The organism is Acidovorax sp. GW823-FHT02H02 (assembly GCF_058797075.1).
Genome location: NZ_JBXAJH010000017.1, coordinates 34,627 through 51,156 on the forward strand (window position 1 = coordinate 34,627; position 16,530 = coordinate 51,156).

15 protein-coding genes, 2 tRNA genes and 2 pseudogenes are annotated in these 16,530 nt (G+C 62.7%); 6 read left to right on the forward strand and 13 right to left on the reverse strand.

The features are described from left to right. The first annotated feature begins 9 nt into the window (after positions 1–9). Positions 10–97 (forward strand) — tRNA-Ser (locus AC1RDS_RS16975). Positions 98–338: 241 nt separating this feature from the next. Here the strand turns inward: AC1RDS_RS16975 and arsB are convergent. From arsB to AC1RDS_RS16995, 4 genes and pseudogenes are all read right to left on the reverse strand, one after another. Further along, a complete protein-coding gene (gene arsB, locus AC1RDS_RS16980; protein WP_092699170.1) occupies positions 339–1,364 on the reverse strand; it encodes an ACR3 family arsenite efflux transporter in 1,026 nt (341 codons plus the stop codon). Between the two features lie 192 nt (positions 1,365–1,556). Then, entirely contained in the window at positions 1,557–2,042 is a 486-nt protein-coding gene (locus AC1RDS_RS16985; RefSeq protein WP_092699220.1) for an arsenate reductase ArsC, read from the reverse strand. 108 nt (positions 2,043–2,150) lie between these two features. After that, positions 2,151–2,600: pseudogene (locus AC1RDS_RS16990) on the reverse strand (ArsI/CadI family heavy metal resistance metalloenzyme); the annotation flags it as partial. Between the two features lie 16 nt (positions 2,601–2,616). Continuing rightward, positions 2,617–2,940 carry an ArsR/SmtB family transcription factor gene (locus AC1RDS_RS16995; protein ID WP_092699168.1) on the reverse strand — a complete coding sequence of 108 codons (324 nt, stop codon included), beginning with the start codon at positions 2,938–2,940 and terminating at the stop codon, positions 2,617–2,619. A 270-nt stretch (positions 2,941–3,210) separates the two neighbouring features. Between AC1RDS_RS16995 and AC1RDS_RS17000 the strand changes: the two genes are divergently transcribed. After that, a complete protein-coding gene (locus AC1RDS_RS17000) occupies positions 3,211–3,534 on the forward strand; it encodes an I78 family peptidase inhibitor (protein ID WP_244273687.1) in 324 nt (107 codons plus the stop codon). A gap of 125 nt (positions 3,535–3,659) precedes the next feature. Here the strand turns inward: AC1RDS_RS17000 and hemW are convergent, their stop codons facing one another. The 5 genes from hemW to AC1RDS_RS17025 form a co-directional block, all read right to left on the reverse strand. Further along, positions 3,660–4,904: a radical SAM family heme chaperone HemW gene (hemW, locus tag AC1RDS_RS17005; protein WP_092699164.1), complete on the reverse strand. Its 1,245-nt coding sequence runs from the start codon at positions 4,902–4,904 to the stop codon at positions 3,660–3,662. Positions 4,905–5,063: 159 nt separating this feature from the next. Continuing rightward, positions 5,064–5,666, reverse strand: coding sequence for an RdgB/HAM1 family non-canonical purine NTP pyrophosphatase (rdgB, locus tag AC1RDS_RS17010; protein WP_348683000.1), 603 nt, complete (start codon positions 5,664–5,666; stop codon positions 5,064–5,066). Positions 5,667–5,711: 45 nt separating this feature from the next. Continuing rightward, positions 5,712–6,440, reverse strand: coding sequence for a ribonuclease PH (gene rph, locus AC1RDS_RS17015; RefSeq protein WP_348682998.1), 729 nt, complete (start codon positions 6,438–6,440; stop codon positions 5,712–5,714). Positions 6,441–6,634: 194 nt separating this feature from the next. Further along, positions 6,635–7,537 carry a PP2C family protein-serine/threonine phosphatase gene (locus AC1RDS_RS17020; RefSeq protein ID WP_348682997.1) on the reverse strand — a complete coding sequence of 301 codons (903 nt, stop codon included), beginning with the start codon at positions 7,535–7,537 and terminating at the stop codon, positions 6,635–6,637. Continuing rightward, entirely contained in the window at positions 7,534–8,550 is a 1,017-nt protein-coding gene (locus AC1RDS_RS17025) for a serine/threonine protein kinase (RefSeq protein ID WP_092699156.1), read from the reverse strand. The genes AC1RDS_RS17020 and AC1RDS_RS17025 overlap by 4 nt, the downstream gene beginning before the upstream one ends. Positions 8,551–8,625: 75 nt before the next feature. On the opposite strand from AC1RDS_RS17025, the gene AC1RDS_RS17030 reads away from it, so the two are divergent. The 4 genes from AC1RDS_RS17030 to AC1RDS_RS17045 all read left to right on the forward strand — a co-directional run bounded on the left by AC1RDS_RS17030 (position 8,626) and on the right by AC1RDS_RS17045 (position 12,794). Then, positions 8,626–9,543 (forward strand): YicC/YloC family endoribonuclease, encoded by a 918-nt coding sequence (locus AC1RDS_RS17030; RefSeq protein WP_208859730.1) that lies wholly within the window; start codon positions 8,626–8,628, stop codon positions 9,541–9,543. A 36-nt stretch (positions 9,544–9,579) separates the two neighbouring features. Further along, complete coding sequence (gene gmk, locus AC1RDS_RS17035; protein ID WP_092699152.1) at positions 9,580–10,200, forward strand: guanylate kinase; 621 nt, start codon at positions 9,580–9,582, stop codon at positions 10,198–10,200. A gap of 16 nt (positions 10,201–10,216) precedes the next feature. Beyond that, the gene (gene rpoZ, locus AC1RDS_RS17040) at positions 10,217–10,420 is read left to right on the forward strand and encodes a DNA-directed RNA polymerase subunit omega (RefSeq protein ID WP_005794722.1); all 204 of its coding nucleotides are present in this window, start codon (positions 10,217–10,219) and stop codon (positions 10,418–10,420) included. A 94-nt stretch (positions 10,421–10,514) separates the two neighbouring features. Next, positions 10,515–12,794 carry a RelA/SpoT family protein gene (locus AC1RDS_RS17045; protein ID WP_348682995.1) on the forward strand — a complete coding sequence of 760 codons (2,280 nt, stop codon included), beginning with the start codon at positions 10,515–10,517 and terminating at the stop codon, positions 12,792–12,794. A gap of 30 nt (positions 12,795–12,824) precedes the next feature. Here the strand turns inward: AC1RDS_RS17045 and greB are convergent, their stop codons facing one another. The 4 genes and pseudogenes from greB to mdeB all read right to left on the reverse strand — a co-directional run bounded on the left by greB (position 12,825) and on the right by mdeB (position 16,468). Next, a complete protein-coding gene (gene greB, locus AC1RDS_RS17050) occupies positions 12,825–13,394 on the reverse strand; it encodes a transcription elongation factor GreB (protein ID WP_287878896.1) in 570 nt (189 codons plus the stop codon). A gap of 79 nt (positions 13,395–13,473) precedes the next feature. After that, a tRNA-Arg gene (locus AC1RDS_RS17055) sits at positions 13,474–13,550 on the reverse strand. A 174-nt stretch (positions 13,551–13,724) separates the two neighbouring features. Beyond that, positions 13,725–13,865, reverse strand: a pseudogene (locus AC1RDS_RS17060) (biotin/lipoyl-containing protein); the annotation flags it as partial. Further along, the gene (mdeB, locus tag AC1RDS_RS17065) at positions 13,853–16,468 is read right to left on the reverse strand and encodes an alpha-ketoglutarate dehydrogenase (RefSeq protein WP_348682993.1); all 2,616 of its coding nucleotides are present in this window, start codon (positions 16,466–16,468) and stop codon (positions 13,853–13,855) included. The pseudogene AC1RDS_RS17060 and the gene mdeB, both read right to left, overlap by 13 nt. Positions 16,469–16,530: the final 62 nt, after the last annotated feature.

Genomic DNA, 16,530 nt, shown 5'->3' on the forward strand with positions numbered 1-16,530 from the left:
CTTCCAACTGGAGACTTGGGTGAGTGGTTTAAACCAGCAGTCTTGAAAACTGCCGACGGGCAACCGTCCGTGAGTTCGAATCTCACAGTCTCCGCCAGACAGCAAACAAAGAATCCCACCAAGGCTGAGCGTCGATCACCAGTCAAGTCGACGAGGACACACCGCACCCGGTTTTATATCTGCGGAGAGTTCGCACCACTTGGTAGAGCGCAACACAGAGCGCCGATCCGCCGGTCAAGGCGATGGTGTTGTGCGTGGATGAGCAGAGCCAGATCCAGGCGCTGGATCGCACTCGGTTTTCGAAGCGATGAAACGCGTCAGCCCAAGCACTCGCCAACTCATGCGCGAGGCGTGTGAACACGGGGCCGCCAGGCATTGACGATCGCCACCAGCGAGAGCATCACAGGCACCTCGACCAATACCCCGACCACCGTGGCAAGGGCAGCGCCCGAGTTGAGGCCGAAAAGCGAAATCGCCACTGCCACTGCCAGCTCAAAGAAGTTGGAGGTACCAATCAGGCAGGCAGGGCCGGCGACATCGTGGGGCAGCTTGAGCAGCTTGGCGCCCCACCAGCTGATGAAGAAGATGCCGTAGGTCTGCAGCACCAGGGGAATGGCGATCAAGCCGATGACCGCTGGTTTTTCAATGATGGTTCCCGCCTGGAAGCCGAACAGCAGCACTACGGTGGCAATGAGACCCACGATGGACCAGGGCTTGAGCTTCGCCACCAAGGCGCCTACCGCCAGGGGAGATCTCCTGGCCAGCAGGTGGCGGGTCGCCATGCCGGCGGCCAAGGGCAGCACCACATACAGCACGGTGGACAGAACCAGGGTTTCCCAAGGCACGGTGACGTTGGTCACACCCAGCAAGAACGCGGCAATGGGCGCAAACGCCACCACCATCACCAGATCGTTCACCGACACCTGGACCAGCGTGTAGTTCGCGTCGCCTTTGACGAGCTGGCTCCACACGAACACCATGGCGGTGCAAGGCGCAACGCCCAGCAAGATCATGCCGGCGATGTATTCGCTGGCCGATTGGGGGTCCACCCAGGGGGCGAAAAGGTGCTGAAAGAAAAGCACGCCCAGTGCAGCCATGGTGAACGGCTTGATGAGCCAATTGACCACCAGTGTCAGCAGCAGGCCTTGCGGTTTCTTGCCCACATCCTTGATGGCGGCCCAGTCAATCTGGATCATCATCGGATAAATCATCACCCAGATGAACACCGCCACCACAAGATTGACCTGCGCCAGCTCCAGACCCGCGACGGCCTGAAAAAAATCTGGAAGAACCAGTCCCAGCGCCACGCCGGCGGCAATGCCCAGCGCGACCCAGATCGTCAAATACCGCTCAAACAGCCCCATGGTGACCCTCTTCCTCATTCAATCCAAAAAACTGAACCCTGCACGGCGTTGAACACCTGGTTCACTGCCGCCCCATCCGATTACTCCGCAACGGGAGCTCAACGTCCCCAGCGCACGCCGGCATTGCGCAGCTCCACACAGCCTGTGCGCAGAAAACCAAGCCAGCCCACGCGATCACGGTGCCGCACGGGGTCAGTGCACGGCGAGCGCACGCGCGGCGCCTTGCAGAGCGGCTTTCTCCAGCTTGTCACCGGGCAGGTGGATCAACAGCTCCAGACGCTGATGGAGCATGTGCATCGTCTTGCGGAAAGCTTCCATTTTTTGGGCTTCAGGCGCATCACCCTCGGACGGGTCGGGGTAGCCCCAGTGGGCAGAGGCGGGATGCCCCGGCCAAACGGGGCACACCTCGCCGGCTGCGTTGTCGCAGACGGTGATGATCAGGTCCATGTGCGGCGCATCGGGCCGGGTGAACTCGTCCCAGCTTTTGCTGCGCAACCCTTCAATGGAGATGCCCGCTTTCTGCAACAACTGCAGGCCCAGGGGATGGGGCTGCTGGTTCTGACGGGGGCTGCTGCCTGCCGAATAGGCCTTGAAACGGCCCTGCGCCATCGAATTGAGCAATGCCTCGGCCAGGATGCTTCGCGCCGAATTGTGCGTGCATAGAAACAGCACATTCAGGGGTTTGCGGGTGGGCTCCGTGGAGGGGGTCGGGGCACAGCAAGCAGGCTTTTCTGCCTTGACGGCAGGCGTGCAGCAGGCAGAACCGGCATCGCCGGCCTCAGGAGAGCAGCACGCGGATGCCACCGTCTCGAGGCCCGACGCCGGGGTGCAACAGGCACCCGTGGCCACAGCAGTGCCGGCCTCGTTGAACACCGGGATATTGCCCAGCGTGTGGAAATGCTCCCATGCAATGCCCTGCGGATCGGTGATCCAGTGCTTCTCGCTGCGGGCATAGCAGCAGCTGGTGGCGCCCTCGTCCAGCAGCGCCATGTCGGCCGATTCCGCCCGGGCCTTCAGTTGCGCCAGCTCGGCGGTGTCGTCCACCTGGAAACCCAGGTGATCCAGCCCCGGCTGGTTGCCCCGGGTGGAGATGGCAAAGTTCACGCGCGGGTCGTCCAGCATCCACTTGGCGTAATCGGCTTCAACGCGTGCGGGCTCGGCCGCAAAGAGCCTGGAATAGAACGCAATGCTCTTGGCGAGGTCATCGACATGGATGTGGACGTAGAATCTTTTCATGGGGTTTCCTTGATTTTCAGCAAGCGCAGGACCTTGCCTGGGGCGCCAGGCAGTCCGCGCCCTGGCAGCAGTTTTCGGTGAGAAATCCCAGCAACTCGTTCATGGTGGTGATCGAGGCGCGGTAAATCAGGTTGCGGCCCTGGCGCTCCTGGCTGACCAGGCCCGCATGGGTGAGCTCCTTGAGATGGAACGACAAGGTATTGGGTGCCACCTCCAGCAACTCCGCCAACGCACCGGGTGTCAGCCCCTCATTGCCGGCAACGACCAGCGCACGAAACACCCGCAGGCGCACTTCCTGGGCCAGGGCTGCGAGGGAACGGACAGCATCGATTTCGTTCATTCGACAAATATACAACAATTATCGAATTATTGAACAATTATGGGTATTCCCCCCCTGCACACCTCGCGTCTCGGCCGGCCCCGCATCCCAGTGCGCGCGACCACGGCCCCGGAACCACAACGTCTTGGCCAGAACTGCGCACCGTCGGAGCAAGGGAGGCGAAAATCCAGACCGCACCGGTTACCCATGGTGACAGCCACAGGCTCTGGCGCAAGATAAGGTGTCCCCTCACCCGGCGTGCCACGCCCCAGATTCCCACCGGAGAAAACCATGCCAATGCGCCGAACCTTCACCCTGACCACCTGCCTGTGCGCCGCCTTGCTGGCGGGCTGCTCGGGCTTGCCAGGCGGGGCGACGCCTCCGGCCTCGGTGGGCCCTGGGCCACGGGGTGGCGTGTGCAATGCGGCGCCCGCCCAGGGGGTGATCGGCAAGCAGGGCACGCCCTCGGTGATCGAACAGGCCCGGGTGGCTTCGGGCGCCGCCATGGCACGCCTGCTGCACCCACGCCAGCCGGTGACGCAGGAGTTCAACGCCGAACGCCTGAACCTGGTGGTGGACAGCAATGGGCGCATCACGGCGGTGCGCTGCGGCTGAACAACGCTCTGCCTCCAGAGGTACCACGGGGGCCATCGCCCTTTTGCTCCCGTTGAAATGGCCTAAAGCGCTTTAGGCCATTTCATGCCAACACCTCTCACAGAATGGGACGGTGTACCAGGCGGTCAGTCGGCCAGAAACAGCGCCTGCAGATCGTTCAGAAAATCAAACCCACGCTCGGTGGGGCGCACATGGGCCATGTCGCGGGTGATCAGGCCCTTGCGCTCGGCTTCCTCCAGCGCCTTGGCAATGGCGGTCAGGGGCAGGCCCGTGCGTTCCACAAAATCCTGCAGCGCAAAGCCCTCGCGCAGCCGCAGTGCATTGAGCATGAACTCGAACGGCAGATCGGCGCGGCGCACCTCCTCGTCCTGCGCCAGGGCGTGGCCCGCCAGTGCGTTGTCCATGTACAGGCGCGGGTCGCGAAAGCGCGTCTGGCGCACCACGCGGTGGGCAAAGCTGAGCTTGCTGTGTGCGCCCGCGCCCAGCCCCAGGTAGTCGCCAAACTGCCAGTAGTTGGTGTTGTGAAAACACGCATGGCCCGGCCGGGCGTAGGCCGAAATCTCGTAGCGTGCCAGCCCGGCTTGCGCCGTCATCTCGGTGATGCGGTCCAGCATGGCGTAGGCGTCATCGTCCGCAGGAATGGCGGGCGGAAACTTGGCGAAGTAGGTGTTGGGCTCGATGGTCAGGTGGTAGATGGAGATGTGCTGCGGCGCCAGCGCCAGCGCCGTGGCCATGTCCTGCTCCAGTTCGGGCAGCGTCTGGCCCGGCAGCGCGTACATGATGTCGAGGTTGAAGGTGTCGAAAGCGCTGGCCGCCTCCTGCACGGCGGCCAGGGCCTGGGCGCGGTCGTGCACCCGGCCCAGGGCCTGCAGGTGCCTATCGTTGAAGCTTTGCACGCCCACCGACAGGCGCGTGACACCCGCCGCGCGAAAGGCGCGGAACCGGTCTTTTTCGAAGGTACCGGGGTTGGCCTCCAGGGTGATCTCGCAATCGGCGGCCAGCGGCAGGCGCGCGCGGATGTCACCGATCAGCCGGTCGATGGACCGGGGTGAAAACAGGCTGGGCGTGCCACCGCCGATGAAGATGCTGTGCACGCTGCGCCCCCACACCAGGGGCAGCGCCGCCTCCAGGTCGGCCACCAGGGCATCCAGGTAGCGGGCCTCGGGCAACGCGCCCGCAGTGCCCGTCTCGCGCCACTCGTGCGAGTTGAAGTCGCAGTAGGGGCATTTCTTCAGACACCAGGGCAGGTGCACATACAGGGCCAGCGGCGGCAGGCTGGTGAGCTGCAGCAGCCCCGGTCGCATGTAGTGCTGGATGTCGCGCACCACGGCGGGGGCGGCATCCGTTGCAGGAAGGATGGGAATAGCCATTGAAAGCATCAAAAGTTCAGAGCACTCACGCCGCAGCCGCCGCTTGTAGCGCGAGCGGCCCTACGAGCGACCGCCGCACAAGGGCCGCCAATGCATCGGCGTACATGCGCCGGCGGTATCCCGTTGGGGGGAAGGCGCGAAGCGACTCAGAGGGGTACTTCATACACACCAGCGCTCGCGCATCAACGCCAGCATCTGCTGTGCCGCACGGCCGCGGTGGCTGTGGGCGTTCTTGACTTCGGTGGGCAGCTCGGCAAAGGCCTGGCCAAACTCAGGGATGAACATCACGGGGTCGAAGCCGAAGCCATTGCTGCCGCGCGGCGCGCGCGTGATCTCGCCCACCACGCGGCCCACGGCAATCAGGGGCTCGGGGTCTTGCGGGCTGCGCACGGCCACCAGGGTGCTGACCATGGCTGCGCGGCGGTTGTCCTGGCCCTGCATCTGCTCCAGCAGGGCGCGCACGTTGGTGTCGTCGCCCTTCTCGTAGCCGAACTGGGTGGCGTAATAAGCCGTGTCCACACCGGGCAGGCCGCCAAAGGCGTCCACGCACAGGCCGGCGTCGTCGGCCAGCGCGGGCAGGCCGGTGTGCGCGCTGGCAAACCGCGCCTTGGCCAACGCGTTCTCGACGAAGGTGCGGTGCGGCTCTTCGGCCTCACCCACGCCCAGGTCAGCCTGGCGCACCAGCTCAATGCCCAGCGGCGCCAGCATGGCCTGCAGTTCGAGCAGTTTGCCGCGGTTGTTCGAGGCAAGAACGAGTTTCATAGTAAAAATGGTCTGTAGCGCTTGTGCATGAATCGCAATTAGCTATTATTTTAATAGCGACTGTTGTTGCAGACTCACCAGTTCGGCAACACCCTTGTCGGCCAGTGCCAGCAGCTGGTCCATCTCGGCCCGGGTAAAGGCCACACCCTCTGCCGTTCCCTGCACTTCCACGAAGTGGCCCGCCCCCGTCATGACCACGTTCATGTCGGTGTCGCAGCCCACATCCTCCACATATTCCAGATCCAGCAGCGGCGTGCCCTGCACGATGCCCACCGAGATGGCGGCCACCGGCCCCAGGATGGGGCTCGCCGCGATCTTGCCGCTGGCCAGCAGCTGGCTCACGGCGTCCTGCGCCGCCACCCAGGCGCCGGTGATGGCGGCGGTGCGCGTGCCCCCGTCGGCCTGGATCACATCGCAGTCGAGCTGAATGGTGCGCTCGCCCAGCAGCCTCAGGTCAAATACCGCCCGCAGCGAGCGGCCAATCAGGCGCTGTATCTCCTGCGTGCGGCCGCTCTGCTTGCCCTTGGCCGCCTCGCGGTCGCTGCGCCGGTGCGTGGCGCGGGGCAACATGCCGTATTCGGCGGTCACCCAGCCCTCGCCCGTGCCGCGCTGGTGCGGCGGCACTTTGTCTTCCACCGAGGCCGTGCACAGCACCTTGGTATTGCCAAACTCGATCAGCACCGAGCCCTCGGCATGCATGGTGTAGTGGCGCGTGATGCGCACGGGGCGCAGCTGGTTGGTGGCGCGGCCGTCGGTGCGGTTGAAAGTGGTCATGTGGTTTCCGGTGTCAAAAATGGGCAGAACTCCTGCATGGCCCCCAAGACCCATGTCAACGAGCCCGTCCGTCAGACCAGGCCCCTGCAATACACGCGGCCCAGGCCTGCAACCGCCGCGCTGGCGGTGCCCCTATCCCGAAAGGCCCCGCAAATCGGGAGAAGGGGGAAGGTGCGCAGCGACTCAGGTGGTTGTCATGCTTTGCGTGCAGCGGACTGGCGGATGGCTTCGTTGATCTCGGCAATGGATCGCTCAATGGCATCATCGTCGAGATCATCCACCAGCCCATCGAGCGGGCCGGCCTGGATGGTCGAGGCGAAAACATCGTCGCTGATGCTGTCGGTCGACACACCTTGCGTGGACTCGAAGGTGTCAGGGGTTTCCCACTCGAACGCCACCACGGTGACGTTGTCACTGCCCTCGCCTGCCTTGCGCAAAGCGTTCTCGACCAGATCGGGCACCGCATACGACACTGTCTGCTGGCTGAGCTGGGTGGCAATGTCCTCATCGCTGAGCGAGCCCCACAGGCCATCCGAGCACAGCAAGATGCGATCGCCCTGCTCCAGGTAAACGGGGCCGGTGACGTCGTAAATGGGTTTGGTGGGCGAGCCCAGGCAGGTGAACAGCACGTTGCGATTGATGCGGTCCAGCCCCGGCGGCGGGGCATTGCGCAATTCGAGGTAGGAGTGGTCGCGCGTGCGGCTCAGCAACTCTCCACCGCGCACCATGTACAGGCGCGAGTCGCCGCAATGGATCCACGAGGCGGCGCCGGCCTGCAGCACGGCAGCCACCAGCGTGGTGCGCGGCGTGTCGAGCATGCCTTTGTCGGAGGCATAGCGCAGGATCTGGTGGTGGGCCGCCAGCAGGGCGGACGACAGGAATTCCTGCACATTGTCGAGCTGCGGCTTGGCCTGGCGCTGGAACAGGGACGAAATGGTTTGCAGCGCTATCTGCGCAGCCACCTCGCCCTCGGGGTGCCCGCCCATGCCGTCGGCCAGCACGAACAGGCCCGCTTCGCGCGTGTAGCAGTAACCCATGCGGTCTTCGTTCTTCTCGCGTCCCCCGCGGCGGCTGATCTGGAATACAGAGAATTTCATTTGGGTTTGGCCCCGATTCCCGTGGCTTCACCCACTTTTTGCACATTTTTCTTGGTGTCGGACACCAGGGTGTCGAGCTGCAGACGCATTTTCTCGGTCACCGAAAGCTTGGTATAGCGACGCTCGCCTTCACGGCTGAGCTCTTTTTGCAGCGCAAACACCGACTGCGGGCGCGACAGCGGATCGAGCGCCATGCACCATTCCACCACCTCGATGAGGTTGTCCGAATACACGCCACGCAGCTTGGTCAGCGCCAGCGACAGGCGGTCTTTCTCGATGCGCTGGGGCGCCTCGTTGGGCGGAAAGCCCTGCATGCAGGCGTAGATGCAGGCGCCAATCGCATAAATATCGGTCCAGGGGCCCATGGACGAATCGCGCCTATACATCTCGGGCGCGGCAAAGCCGGGGGTGTACATGGGGCGGATGAAGTTGCCCTCTTTGGACAGCACCTCGCGCGCGGCGCCGAAGTCGATCATCACGGCCTTGTTGTCGTCGGTGATGAAGATGTTGGCGGGCTTGATATCCAGGTGCAGCATCTTGTGCTGGTGCACGATGCGCAGGCCGCGCAGCACCTCGTCAAACAGCGAGCGGATGGTGGACTCGCGAAACACCTTCTGCGTCTTGAGGTCGCGCGCGGTGATGATGAAATCCTGCAGGGTGGCCCCTTCCAGGTAGTTCATCACCATGTAAACGGTTTCGTTTTCACGGAAGAAGTTGAGCACGCTGACCACCGAGGCGTGCGAGATCTGAGCCAGCGCGCGGCCTTCTTCAAAGAAACTCTTGAGACCCAGGCGGTAGAGCGACAGCTTTTCGGGTGGCACCTTGGGCAGCAACTCCCCCGGGGCACGGGTGGCCAGGGAGGATGGCAGATACTCCTTGATGGCGATCTGCTGGCCTTCGGCATCCAGCGCCAGATAAACCACGCCAAAACCGCCGGAGGACAACCGGCGGACCACACGGTAGCCCCCAATGGTGGTGTCGGGAGGCAAGGGCGCCGGCTTGATTTTTGACATATTTTGCGAAGATGACGCGGGTGTAGAGCGGAACCCGGATAATCGCCGGATCGCAAGCAACCATCAAAAAGTCCAATGCCAGTTTACAGCATGACCGGATACGCCAGCGCTCAGCATGGCGCCTCTGCCACTGGCGCTGATACCGACACCCGCGCCCCCCACGGCCGCCGGCTGGGGCTTGAAATCCGATCGGTCAACAGCCGCTTTCTGGACCTGTCATTCCGGCTTCCCGACGAACTGCGCGCCCTGGAACCCGTCTTGCGCAGTCTGCTGACCGCGCAGCTCAAGCGAGGCAAGGTGGAAGTGCGTGCCGCGCTGGAAAACGACGATGGCAGCAGCCTCCAGGATCCGGCGCCGCGCCTGCTGCAACGCATCAACTCGCTGCAGGATGCCGTGAAATCCTGGCTGCCCCAGGCCGCGCCCCTGACTGTCGCGGATGCGCTGCGCCTGTGCGCCAATGCCGGCGCCGGCCCCGAGGACTGGAGTGAGGCCGTGCCCCCTCTGGCGGAAGAGGTACTCGCACAATTGCTGGCGGCACGCGCACGCGAAGGCGAGCGCCTGGCCGCCATGCTGCACGACCGGCTCGGCCAGCTGCGCAGCCTGGCGCAACAGGCGGGCCCCATGGTGCCCCTGCTGGTCGAGCAGCAACGCCAGCGTTTCATGGAACGCTGGAAAGAAGCCATGGCCCTGACCGACGGCTCCACCCTGCCAGAAGCGGCACGCGACCGCGCGCTCACCGAGGCCACGGCCTTTGCCATCCGCATCGACGTCGCAGAAGAAATCACGCGCCTGAACTCGCACCTGGACGAAATCGAGCGCTTGCTCCAAAAAGGCGGCGAAGTCGGCAAACGCCTGGATTTTCTGATCCAGGAACTGCACCGCGAAGCCAACACCCTGGGCTCCAAATCGGCAGCCCTGGACCTCACCCGCATCAGTGTCGACATGAAGGTGTTGATCGAGCAGATGCGCGAGCAAGTGCAGAATATCGAGTGATACTCATTTTTTGATAGCACCCAGCGAACATCAACCATGGATTACCCTGGAAATCTCTTTGTAGTGGCTGCTCCCAGCGGTGCTGGCAAATCCAGCCTGGTCAAGGCACTTCTCGAACTCGACTCCCACGTTCACCCATCCATTTCGCACACCACCCGTGCACCGCGCGGGCAGGAAAAACATGGCCGCGAGTACTTTTTTGCGTCAGAACCGGAGTTCGACGCCATGGTGCAGGGCAACGCCTTTGTGGAATGGGCCAGGGTGCATGGCAACCGCTATGGCACCTCCAAGAAGGCCATCGAGGAGCGCATCGCACAGGGCTCGGACGTGATCCTGGAAATCGACTTTCAGGGGGCGCTGCAGATCAAGAAAGCTTTTGCCAACGCCATCCTTGTCTTCATCCTGCCGCCCAGCTGGGAAGAGTTGCGCTCGCGCCTGGAACGGCGGGGTGAAGATTCGGCGGATGTCATTGAAGTTCGCCTCAAGAACGCAGCCATAGAGATGGCCCAAGTGAGCAAATTCGACTTCGTTATAATCAACGAGTTGTTTGAGCGCGCGCTTTTCGACCTGAAAGCCGTAGTTCACGCCCAGCGACTCAAGTACGCCGCCCAGCGCCGCGCCCGTGCTGACACCTTCCAGTCGCTCAATATCACCTGATTCCCGGAGAACACCGATGGCACGCATCACCGTAGAAGACTGTCTGGAAAAGATTCCCAATCGCTTCCAGCTCGTGCTCGCCGCCACATACCGCGCGCGCATGCTGAGCCAGGGCCATGCCCCGCGCATCGAAAGCCGCAACAAACCCGCCGTGACGGCCCTGCGCGAAATCGCCGAAGGCAAGGTTGGCCTGGAAATGCTGAAGAAGGTTCCCGGTTGATTGTTCAACCGGCACCTTGGACAAAAAGCACCGCACAGCGGTGCTTTTTTTTGCGCTATGGGCGTCTCCCGCACTGCCGCGCTACATTTAAGGCATGAACGCGGTGCTCAATTCATTTTCCGCAACGCAAATTCGGCCCGACGACAACCCCGTTTCGGGCACGGTCAGTGCGTCAGCGGCAGCCGCCAATGCAGCGGCGGCCAGTTTTGCCGCGCTCACAGACCGCCTTGATTACCTGGACCCCGCCAGCATCGAACTGGTGCGACAGGCCTACCGCTTTGCCGACGAAGCACACCTGGGCCAACTGCGCAACAGCGGCGAACCCTATATCACCCACCCGATCGCCGTGGCTGCGTTATGCGCCAGCTGGAAGCTGGACGCCCAGGCATTGATGGCGGCACTGCTGCACGACGCCATGGAAGATTGCGGCGTGACCAAGGCCGATCTGATTGACCGCTTTGGTGCCCCTGTGGCCGAACTCGTGGATGGACTCACCAAGCTCGACAAGCTTCAGTTCAATACGCGCGAGGAAAACCAGGCCGAGTCCTTCCGCAAGATGCTGCTGGCCATGGCGCGCGACGTTCGCGTGATTTTGATCAAGCTGGCAGATCGCACGCACAACATGCGCACGCTGTCCGACATGCCGCGCACCAAATGGAGCCGGATTTCCTCTGAAACGCTGGAGATCTATGCACCGATTGCCCACCGGCTGGGATTGAACCAGACGTATCGCGAGTTGCAGGACCTGGCCTTCCGGCATTTGCATCCATGGCGTTATCACACCCTCTCCAAGGCGATCAACAAGTCGCGCAACCGGCGCCGTGATCTGGTGCAGAAGGTGCAGGCGGAAGTGGATGCTGCATTTTCCCGCATTGGCATGTCGGTTCGCCTGGCAGGGCGCGAGAAAACGCTGTATGCCATCTACCAGAAGATGGATCTCAAGCATCTGAGCTTTGCACAGGTTACGGACATCTATGGCTTTCGGGTGATTGTCCCCAACGTCACGGACTGCTACACGGCCCTGGGCATCCTGCACCAGATGTACAAGCCGGTGCCCGGAAAGTTCAAAGACCACATTGCCATTCCCAAGCTCAATGGCTACCAGTCACTGCACACCACCCTGGTGGGCCCTTCGGGCGTGAACATCGAGTTCCAGATGCGCACGGACGAAATGCACGTGGTTGCGGAGGCAGGCGTTGCGGCACACTGGCTTTACAAGGCCCAGGACAGCGACGGCAACGCGGCCGAGCGCCTGGGCACGAAGTGGCTTCAATCGCTGCTGGATATTCAGAATGAAACCCGTGATGCCGCCGAGTTCTGGGATCACGTCAAGGTCGACCTGTTCCCGGATGCCGTGTATGTCTTCACGCCCAAAAGCCAGATCATGGCCATGCCACGGGGCGCGACCGTTGTCGATTTCGCTTATGCCATCCATAGCAACGTGGGTGACCGCACCACTGCGGGCAAGATCAACAATGAATTGGTGCCGCTGCGCACCGAGCTGAAAAATGGCGATGTGGTGGAAATCATCACGGCCCCCGTCTCTACACCCAATCCGGCATGGCTCGGGTTTGTACGAACGGGCCGTGCACGATCCAAGATACGTCACTATCTCAAGACCCTGGCGCAGACAGAATCGGAAAGCCTGGGCGAAAAGTTGCTGACCCAGGCCCTGCGTGCCGAAGGCCTGGTGAGCCTCCCACCCATGGATGCCGAAACCCAGCCCATGTGGGACAAGTTGCTGCGCTTCACCGGAAACCGCACGCGCAATGAGCTGATGACAGACCTGGGCCTCGGCAAGCGCATCGCCAGCATTGTGGCCAAGCGCCTCATGATTCTGATGTCAGAGCATGGACACCGGCCCGATGCGCTGCTCATGACCCGCGAACGCTATACATCCCATGAGACCTTGTCTCAGGGCGCAGTGACGCTGGATGGCAGCGAAAATGCTTCAGTCCAGTATGCACACTGTTGCCGCCCCGTCCCCGGGGACAGCATTGTCGGATATCTCGGCCGCGGAGAAGGTCTGGTGGTTCACAATGCCCATTGCGGCGTAGCCAAACGACTGCAGCACAAGGACAGCGAACGCTTTATCGCCGTGGACTGGTCGGACGAACCCGCTCGCATGTTTGAGACGGGGGTGGTGGTTACCGTAAGCAACGGCAAAGGTGTGCTGGCACGCGTAGCCGCGGAACTCGCCAACTCGGAAGCCGATATCACCCACGTGGACATGGACGACGAGGCAGCGCTGGACACCACAGATCTGCGCTTCGTGGTGGCGGTGCGGGATCAAGCCCATCTCGAAACGGCATTGCGGGGCCTGCGGCGCACACAGGCCGTGATTCGAGCGTCTCGCGTCATCCCGCACGCCTGATGAAAGAACAACGGCATCGACAGTACAGCGTCAGGTTCCCTTTTGCACTGGCTTGCCGGGATACCGGACTTCCAACACCTCCAGGCGATGCAAGCCACTCGGTGCGGCCAGTGAGATTTCGTCACCCACCCTGGACTTCAGGAGCGCACGCGCTACCGGGGATATCCAGCTCACCTGACCACGTTTGCCATCGGCCTCATCGATCCCCAGGATGGTGACAGTACGCTCCACGCTGCCATCTTCCAGGTACGTAACGGTGGCGCCAAAAAAAACCTGATCGCCTCCTTGGTGGATGGCAGGATCCACGATCTCCGCGATCTCCAGTCGCTTGGTCAGAAATCTGATTCGCCGGTCAATTTCGCGCAATCGCTTCTTGCCATAGAGATAGTCCCCGTTCTCGGAGCGATCGCCATTGCTGGCAGCCCAGTGAACGATGTCCACGATCTTGGGACGCTCGGTGTCGATCAACGCCAAGAGCTCTGACCGCAATCGAGCGTAACCTTGCGGGGTGATGTAGTTTTTTCCACCGGCCGGAAGCGGTGGCGAAGTCAGATCACCATCATCGTCGGTATCCGCTTCCTTGGTAAAGGCTTTGCTCATGGCTGCATCTTGCCCGAAAGAGGAAAAGCAATCGGCAAATGAAAAAGCCTGCAACTTTTCAGTTGCAGGCTTTAAACATTGGTGCGGCTGGCAGGAATCGAACCCACGACCCCTTGGTTCGTAGCCAAGTACTCTATCCAGCTGAGCTACAGCCGCTAAGCTTTGAATTATAGCATGAAAATCAGATTCATCTGAACCTCACACTATTTTTGGCAACCACTCACAGCATCATTTGCTGTCAGTGTTCGCTCATTCAAATCACAGCTGCGATTGTAATGCAACCGGAAGGGTCCCTCCCCCAGATTCATGAACTTTCTCATACAAGAAAGCTTGGGTCGAGGCCTTGCCAGACTCCACGGTGATCAGACTTTGCCCGGCCTTGATGGTGTCGCCGGGTTGAACCAGCACTTCGATGATGCCCACTTCGTCGATGTCGCCGATGTCCGGGACCGTCACCTCTACGATACCCACGCCTTCACTCCCATATCGGCCAAGGCGCGTGCCACGATGCTTTCCGCATCGACCCTGAAGAAAGAGCGCAAGGCCGCGCGCGTGTCGCTACGGCCAAAGCCGTCGGTGCCCAGCGTGCTGTAGCGCCGGCCCTGCGGCATGAAGGCGCGCACGCTCTCGGGCACGGCGCGCACGTAGTCGGTGGCGGCCACAATGGGGCCTGCGCTGGCGGCCAGCAATTGCGCCACGTAGGCATCAGCTCCGTGGGCCTCCTGCGCCATGCCGTCGCGCGCCAGCTCGCTCCAGCTGGTGATGCTGAACACGTTCACGCCAATGTTCTGGTCAGCCAGCTGCTGGGCGGCCTGAACCACTTCGGTGAAGATGGCACCCGAGCCCAGCAAGGTGACGCGCTCGCCACCCTGTGGCCCGTAGCTGCCGAAGTGGTAGCCACCGCGCAGCACGCCCCCGGCCGCGCCTTCTGGCAGGTCGGGGTTGGCGTAGTTCTCGTTCATGAGCGTGACGTAATAGAACACGTCCTGCTGCTCGACCAGCATCTCGCGCATGCCCGCGTCGATGATCACGGCCAGCTCTCCCGCAAACGCCGGGTCGTAGGCCTTGCAGTTGGGAATGGTGGCCGCCACCAGGTGGCTGCTGCCGTCCTGGTGCTGCAGACCTTCGCCGCTCAACGTGGTGCGGCCCGAGGTGGCACCCAGCAGGAAACCACGTGCGCGCTGGTCGGCGGCGGCCCAGATGGCGTCGCCCACGCGCTGGAAGCCGAACATGGAGTAGTAGATGTAGAACGGCAGCATGGCCAGGCCGTGCACGCTGTAGCTGGTGGCCGCAGCCGTCCAGCTGGCGATGGCACCGGCCTCGCTGATGCCTTCTTCCAGGATCTGGCCTTCCAGCGCCTCGCGGTACGAGAGCACCGAGCCGATATCTTCGGGCGCGTAGCGCTGGCCGACGCTGCTGTAGATGCCGACCTGCTTGAACAGGTTGGCCATGCCGAAGGTGCGCGCCTCGTCGGCCACGATGGGCACGATGCGCGGGCCCAGCTCCTGCTCCTTGAGCAGGGTGCCGAGCATGCGCACGAAGGCCATGGTGGTGCTCATCTCCTTGCCATCTGCCTTGAGCGCGAACTGCGCGTAGCGGTCGATCGCGGGTACCGGCACCACGGCGCACGCGGTCTCGCGCTGCGGCAGGGCACCGCCCAGCGCCGCGCGGTGCTCGCGCAGGTAGTGCATCTCGGGGCTGTCATCCGCGGGCTTGAAGAATTCCAGCCCCTTGGCCTGCTCGTCGGTAAGTGGCAGATTGAAGCGGTTGCGAAATTCGATCAGATCGGTCTCGTCCAGCTTTTTCTGGCTGTGCGTGGTCATCTTGCCCTGGCCCGCGCTGCCCATGCCGTAGCCTTTTTTGGTTTGCGCCAGGATGACGGTGGGCTGGCCGGTGTGGGCCGAAGCAGCCGCATAGGCGGCGTGGATCTTCACCAGGTCGTGACCGCCGCGCTTGAGACGATCGATCTGCTCGTCGGTCATGCCCTGGGCCAGCGCTGCCAGCTCGGGGTTCTGGCCAAAGAAGTTGTCGCGGTTGAAGCGGCCATCCTTGGCGGCAAAGGTCTGCATCTGTCCGTCCACCGTATTGGCAAAGGCGCGCACCAGGGCTCCGGTGGTGTCGCGTGCGAACAGGCCGTCCCAGTCGCTGCCCCAGACCAGCTTGATCACATTCCAGCCCGCGCCGGCAAAGAGCTTTTCCAGCTCGTCGATGATGCGGCCGTTGCCCCGCACCGGACCGTCCAGGCGCTGCAGGTTGCAGTTGACCACCCAGACCAGGTTGTCGAGCTTCTCGCGCGCGGCCAGCGTGAGCGCGCTCATGCTCTCGGGCTCGTCCATCTCGCCGTCGCCGAAAACGCCCCAGACTTTGCGTGCACCGCAATCGAGCAACTGGCGGTGAGTGAGGTAGCGCATGAAGCGCGCGTGGTAGATGGAGCTGATCGGACCGATGCCCATGGAGCCGGTCGGGAACTGCCAGAAGTCGGGCATCAGCCACGGGTGCGGGTAGCTGGAGAGGCCGCGCGCGCCGCTCTCAGGCGCGGTGATCTCCTGGCGGTAGTGCATCAGATCGGCCTCGCTCAGACGGCCTTCGAGGTACGCGCGGGCGTACACACCGGGCGCGCTGTGCGGCTGGAAGAACACGAGGTCACCGCCGTGCGTGGCGTTGCGCGCATGGAAGAAGTGGTTGAAACCGGTCTCGAACAGATCGGCCGCGCTGGCGTAGCTGGCGATGTGGCCGCCGAGTTCGCCGTAGGCCTGGTTGGCGCGCACCACCATGGCCAGCGCGTTCCAGCGCATCAGCGAGGCCAGGCGCTCCTCGATGGCCAGGTCGCCGGGGAACACCGGCTGCTGCTCAACCCCGATGGTGTTGATGTAAGGCGTGTTCAGCTCGGGCTGCCAGCCTATGCGCTGCGTGCGTGCCAGGCGGGCCAGTTCATCCAGGATCTGTCGCACGCGTGCCGAACCTTCGGTGGCGGCCAGCGACAGCAAGGCATCGCGCCACTCCTGGGTTTCTGTTGGATTGGTGTCCGCCGCAGTCAGCTGAGTGAAATGGCTCTGCTGGGTCATGTCGTTCATGGCAAGGGTCTCCCGAGAAGATCAAGACTGTAGGGATCAATGGCAGGCAGTTGATGTTGAAC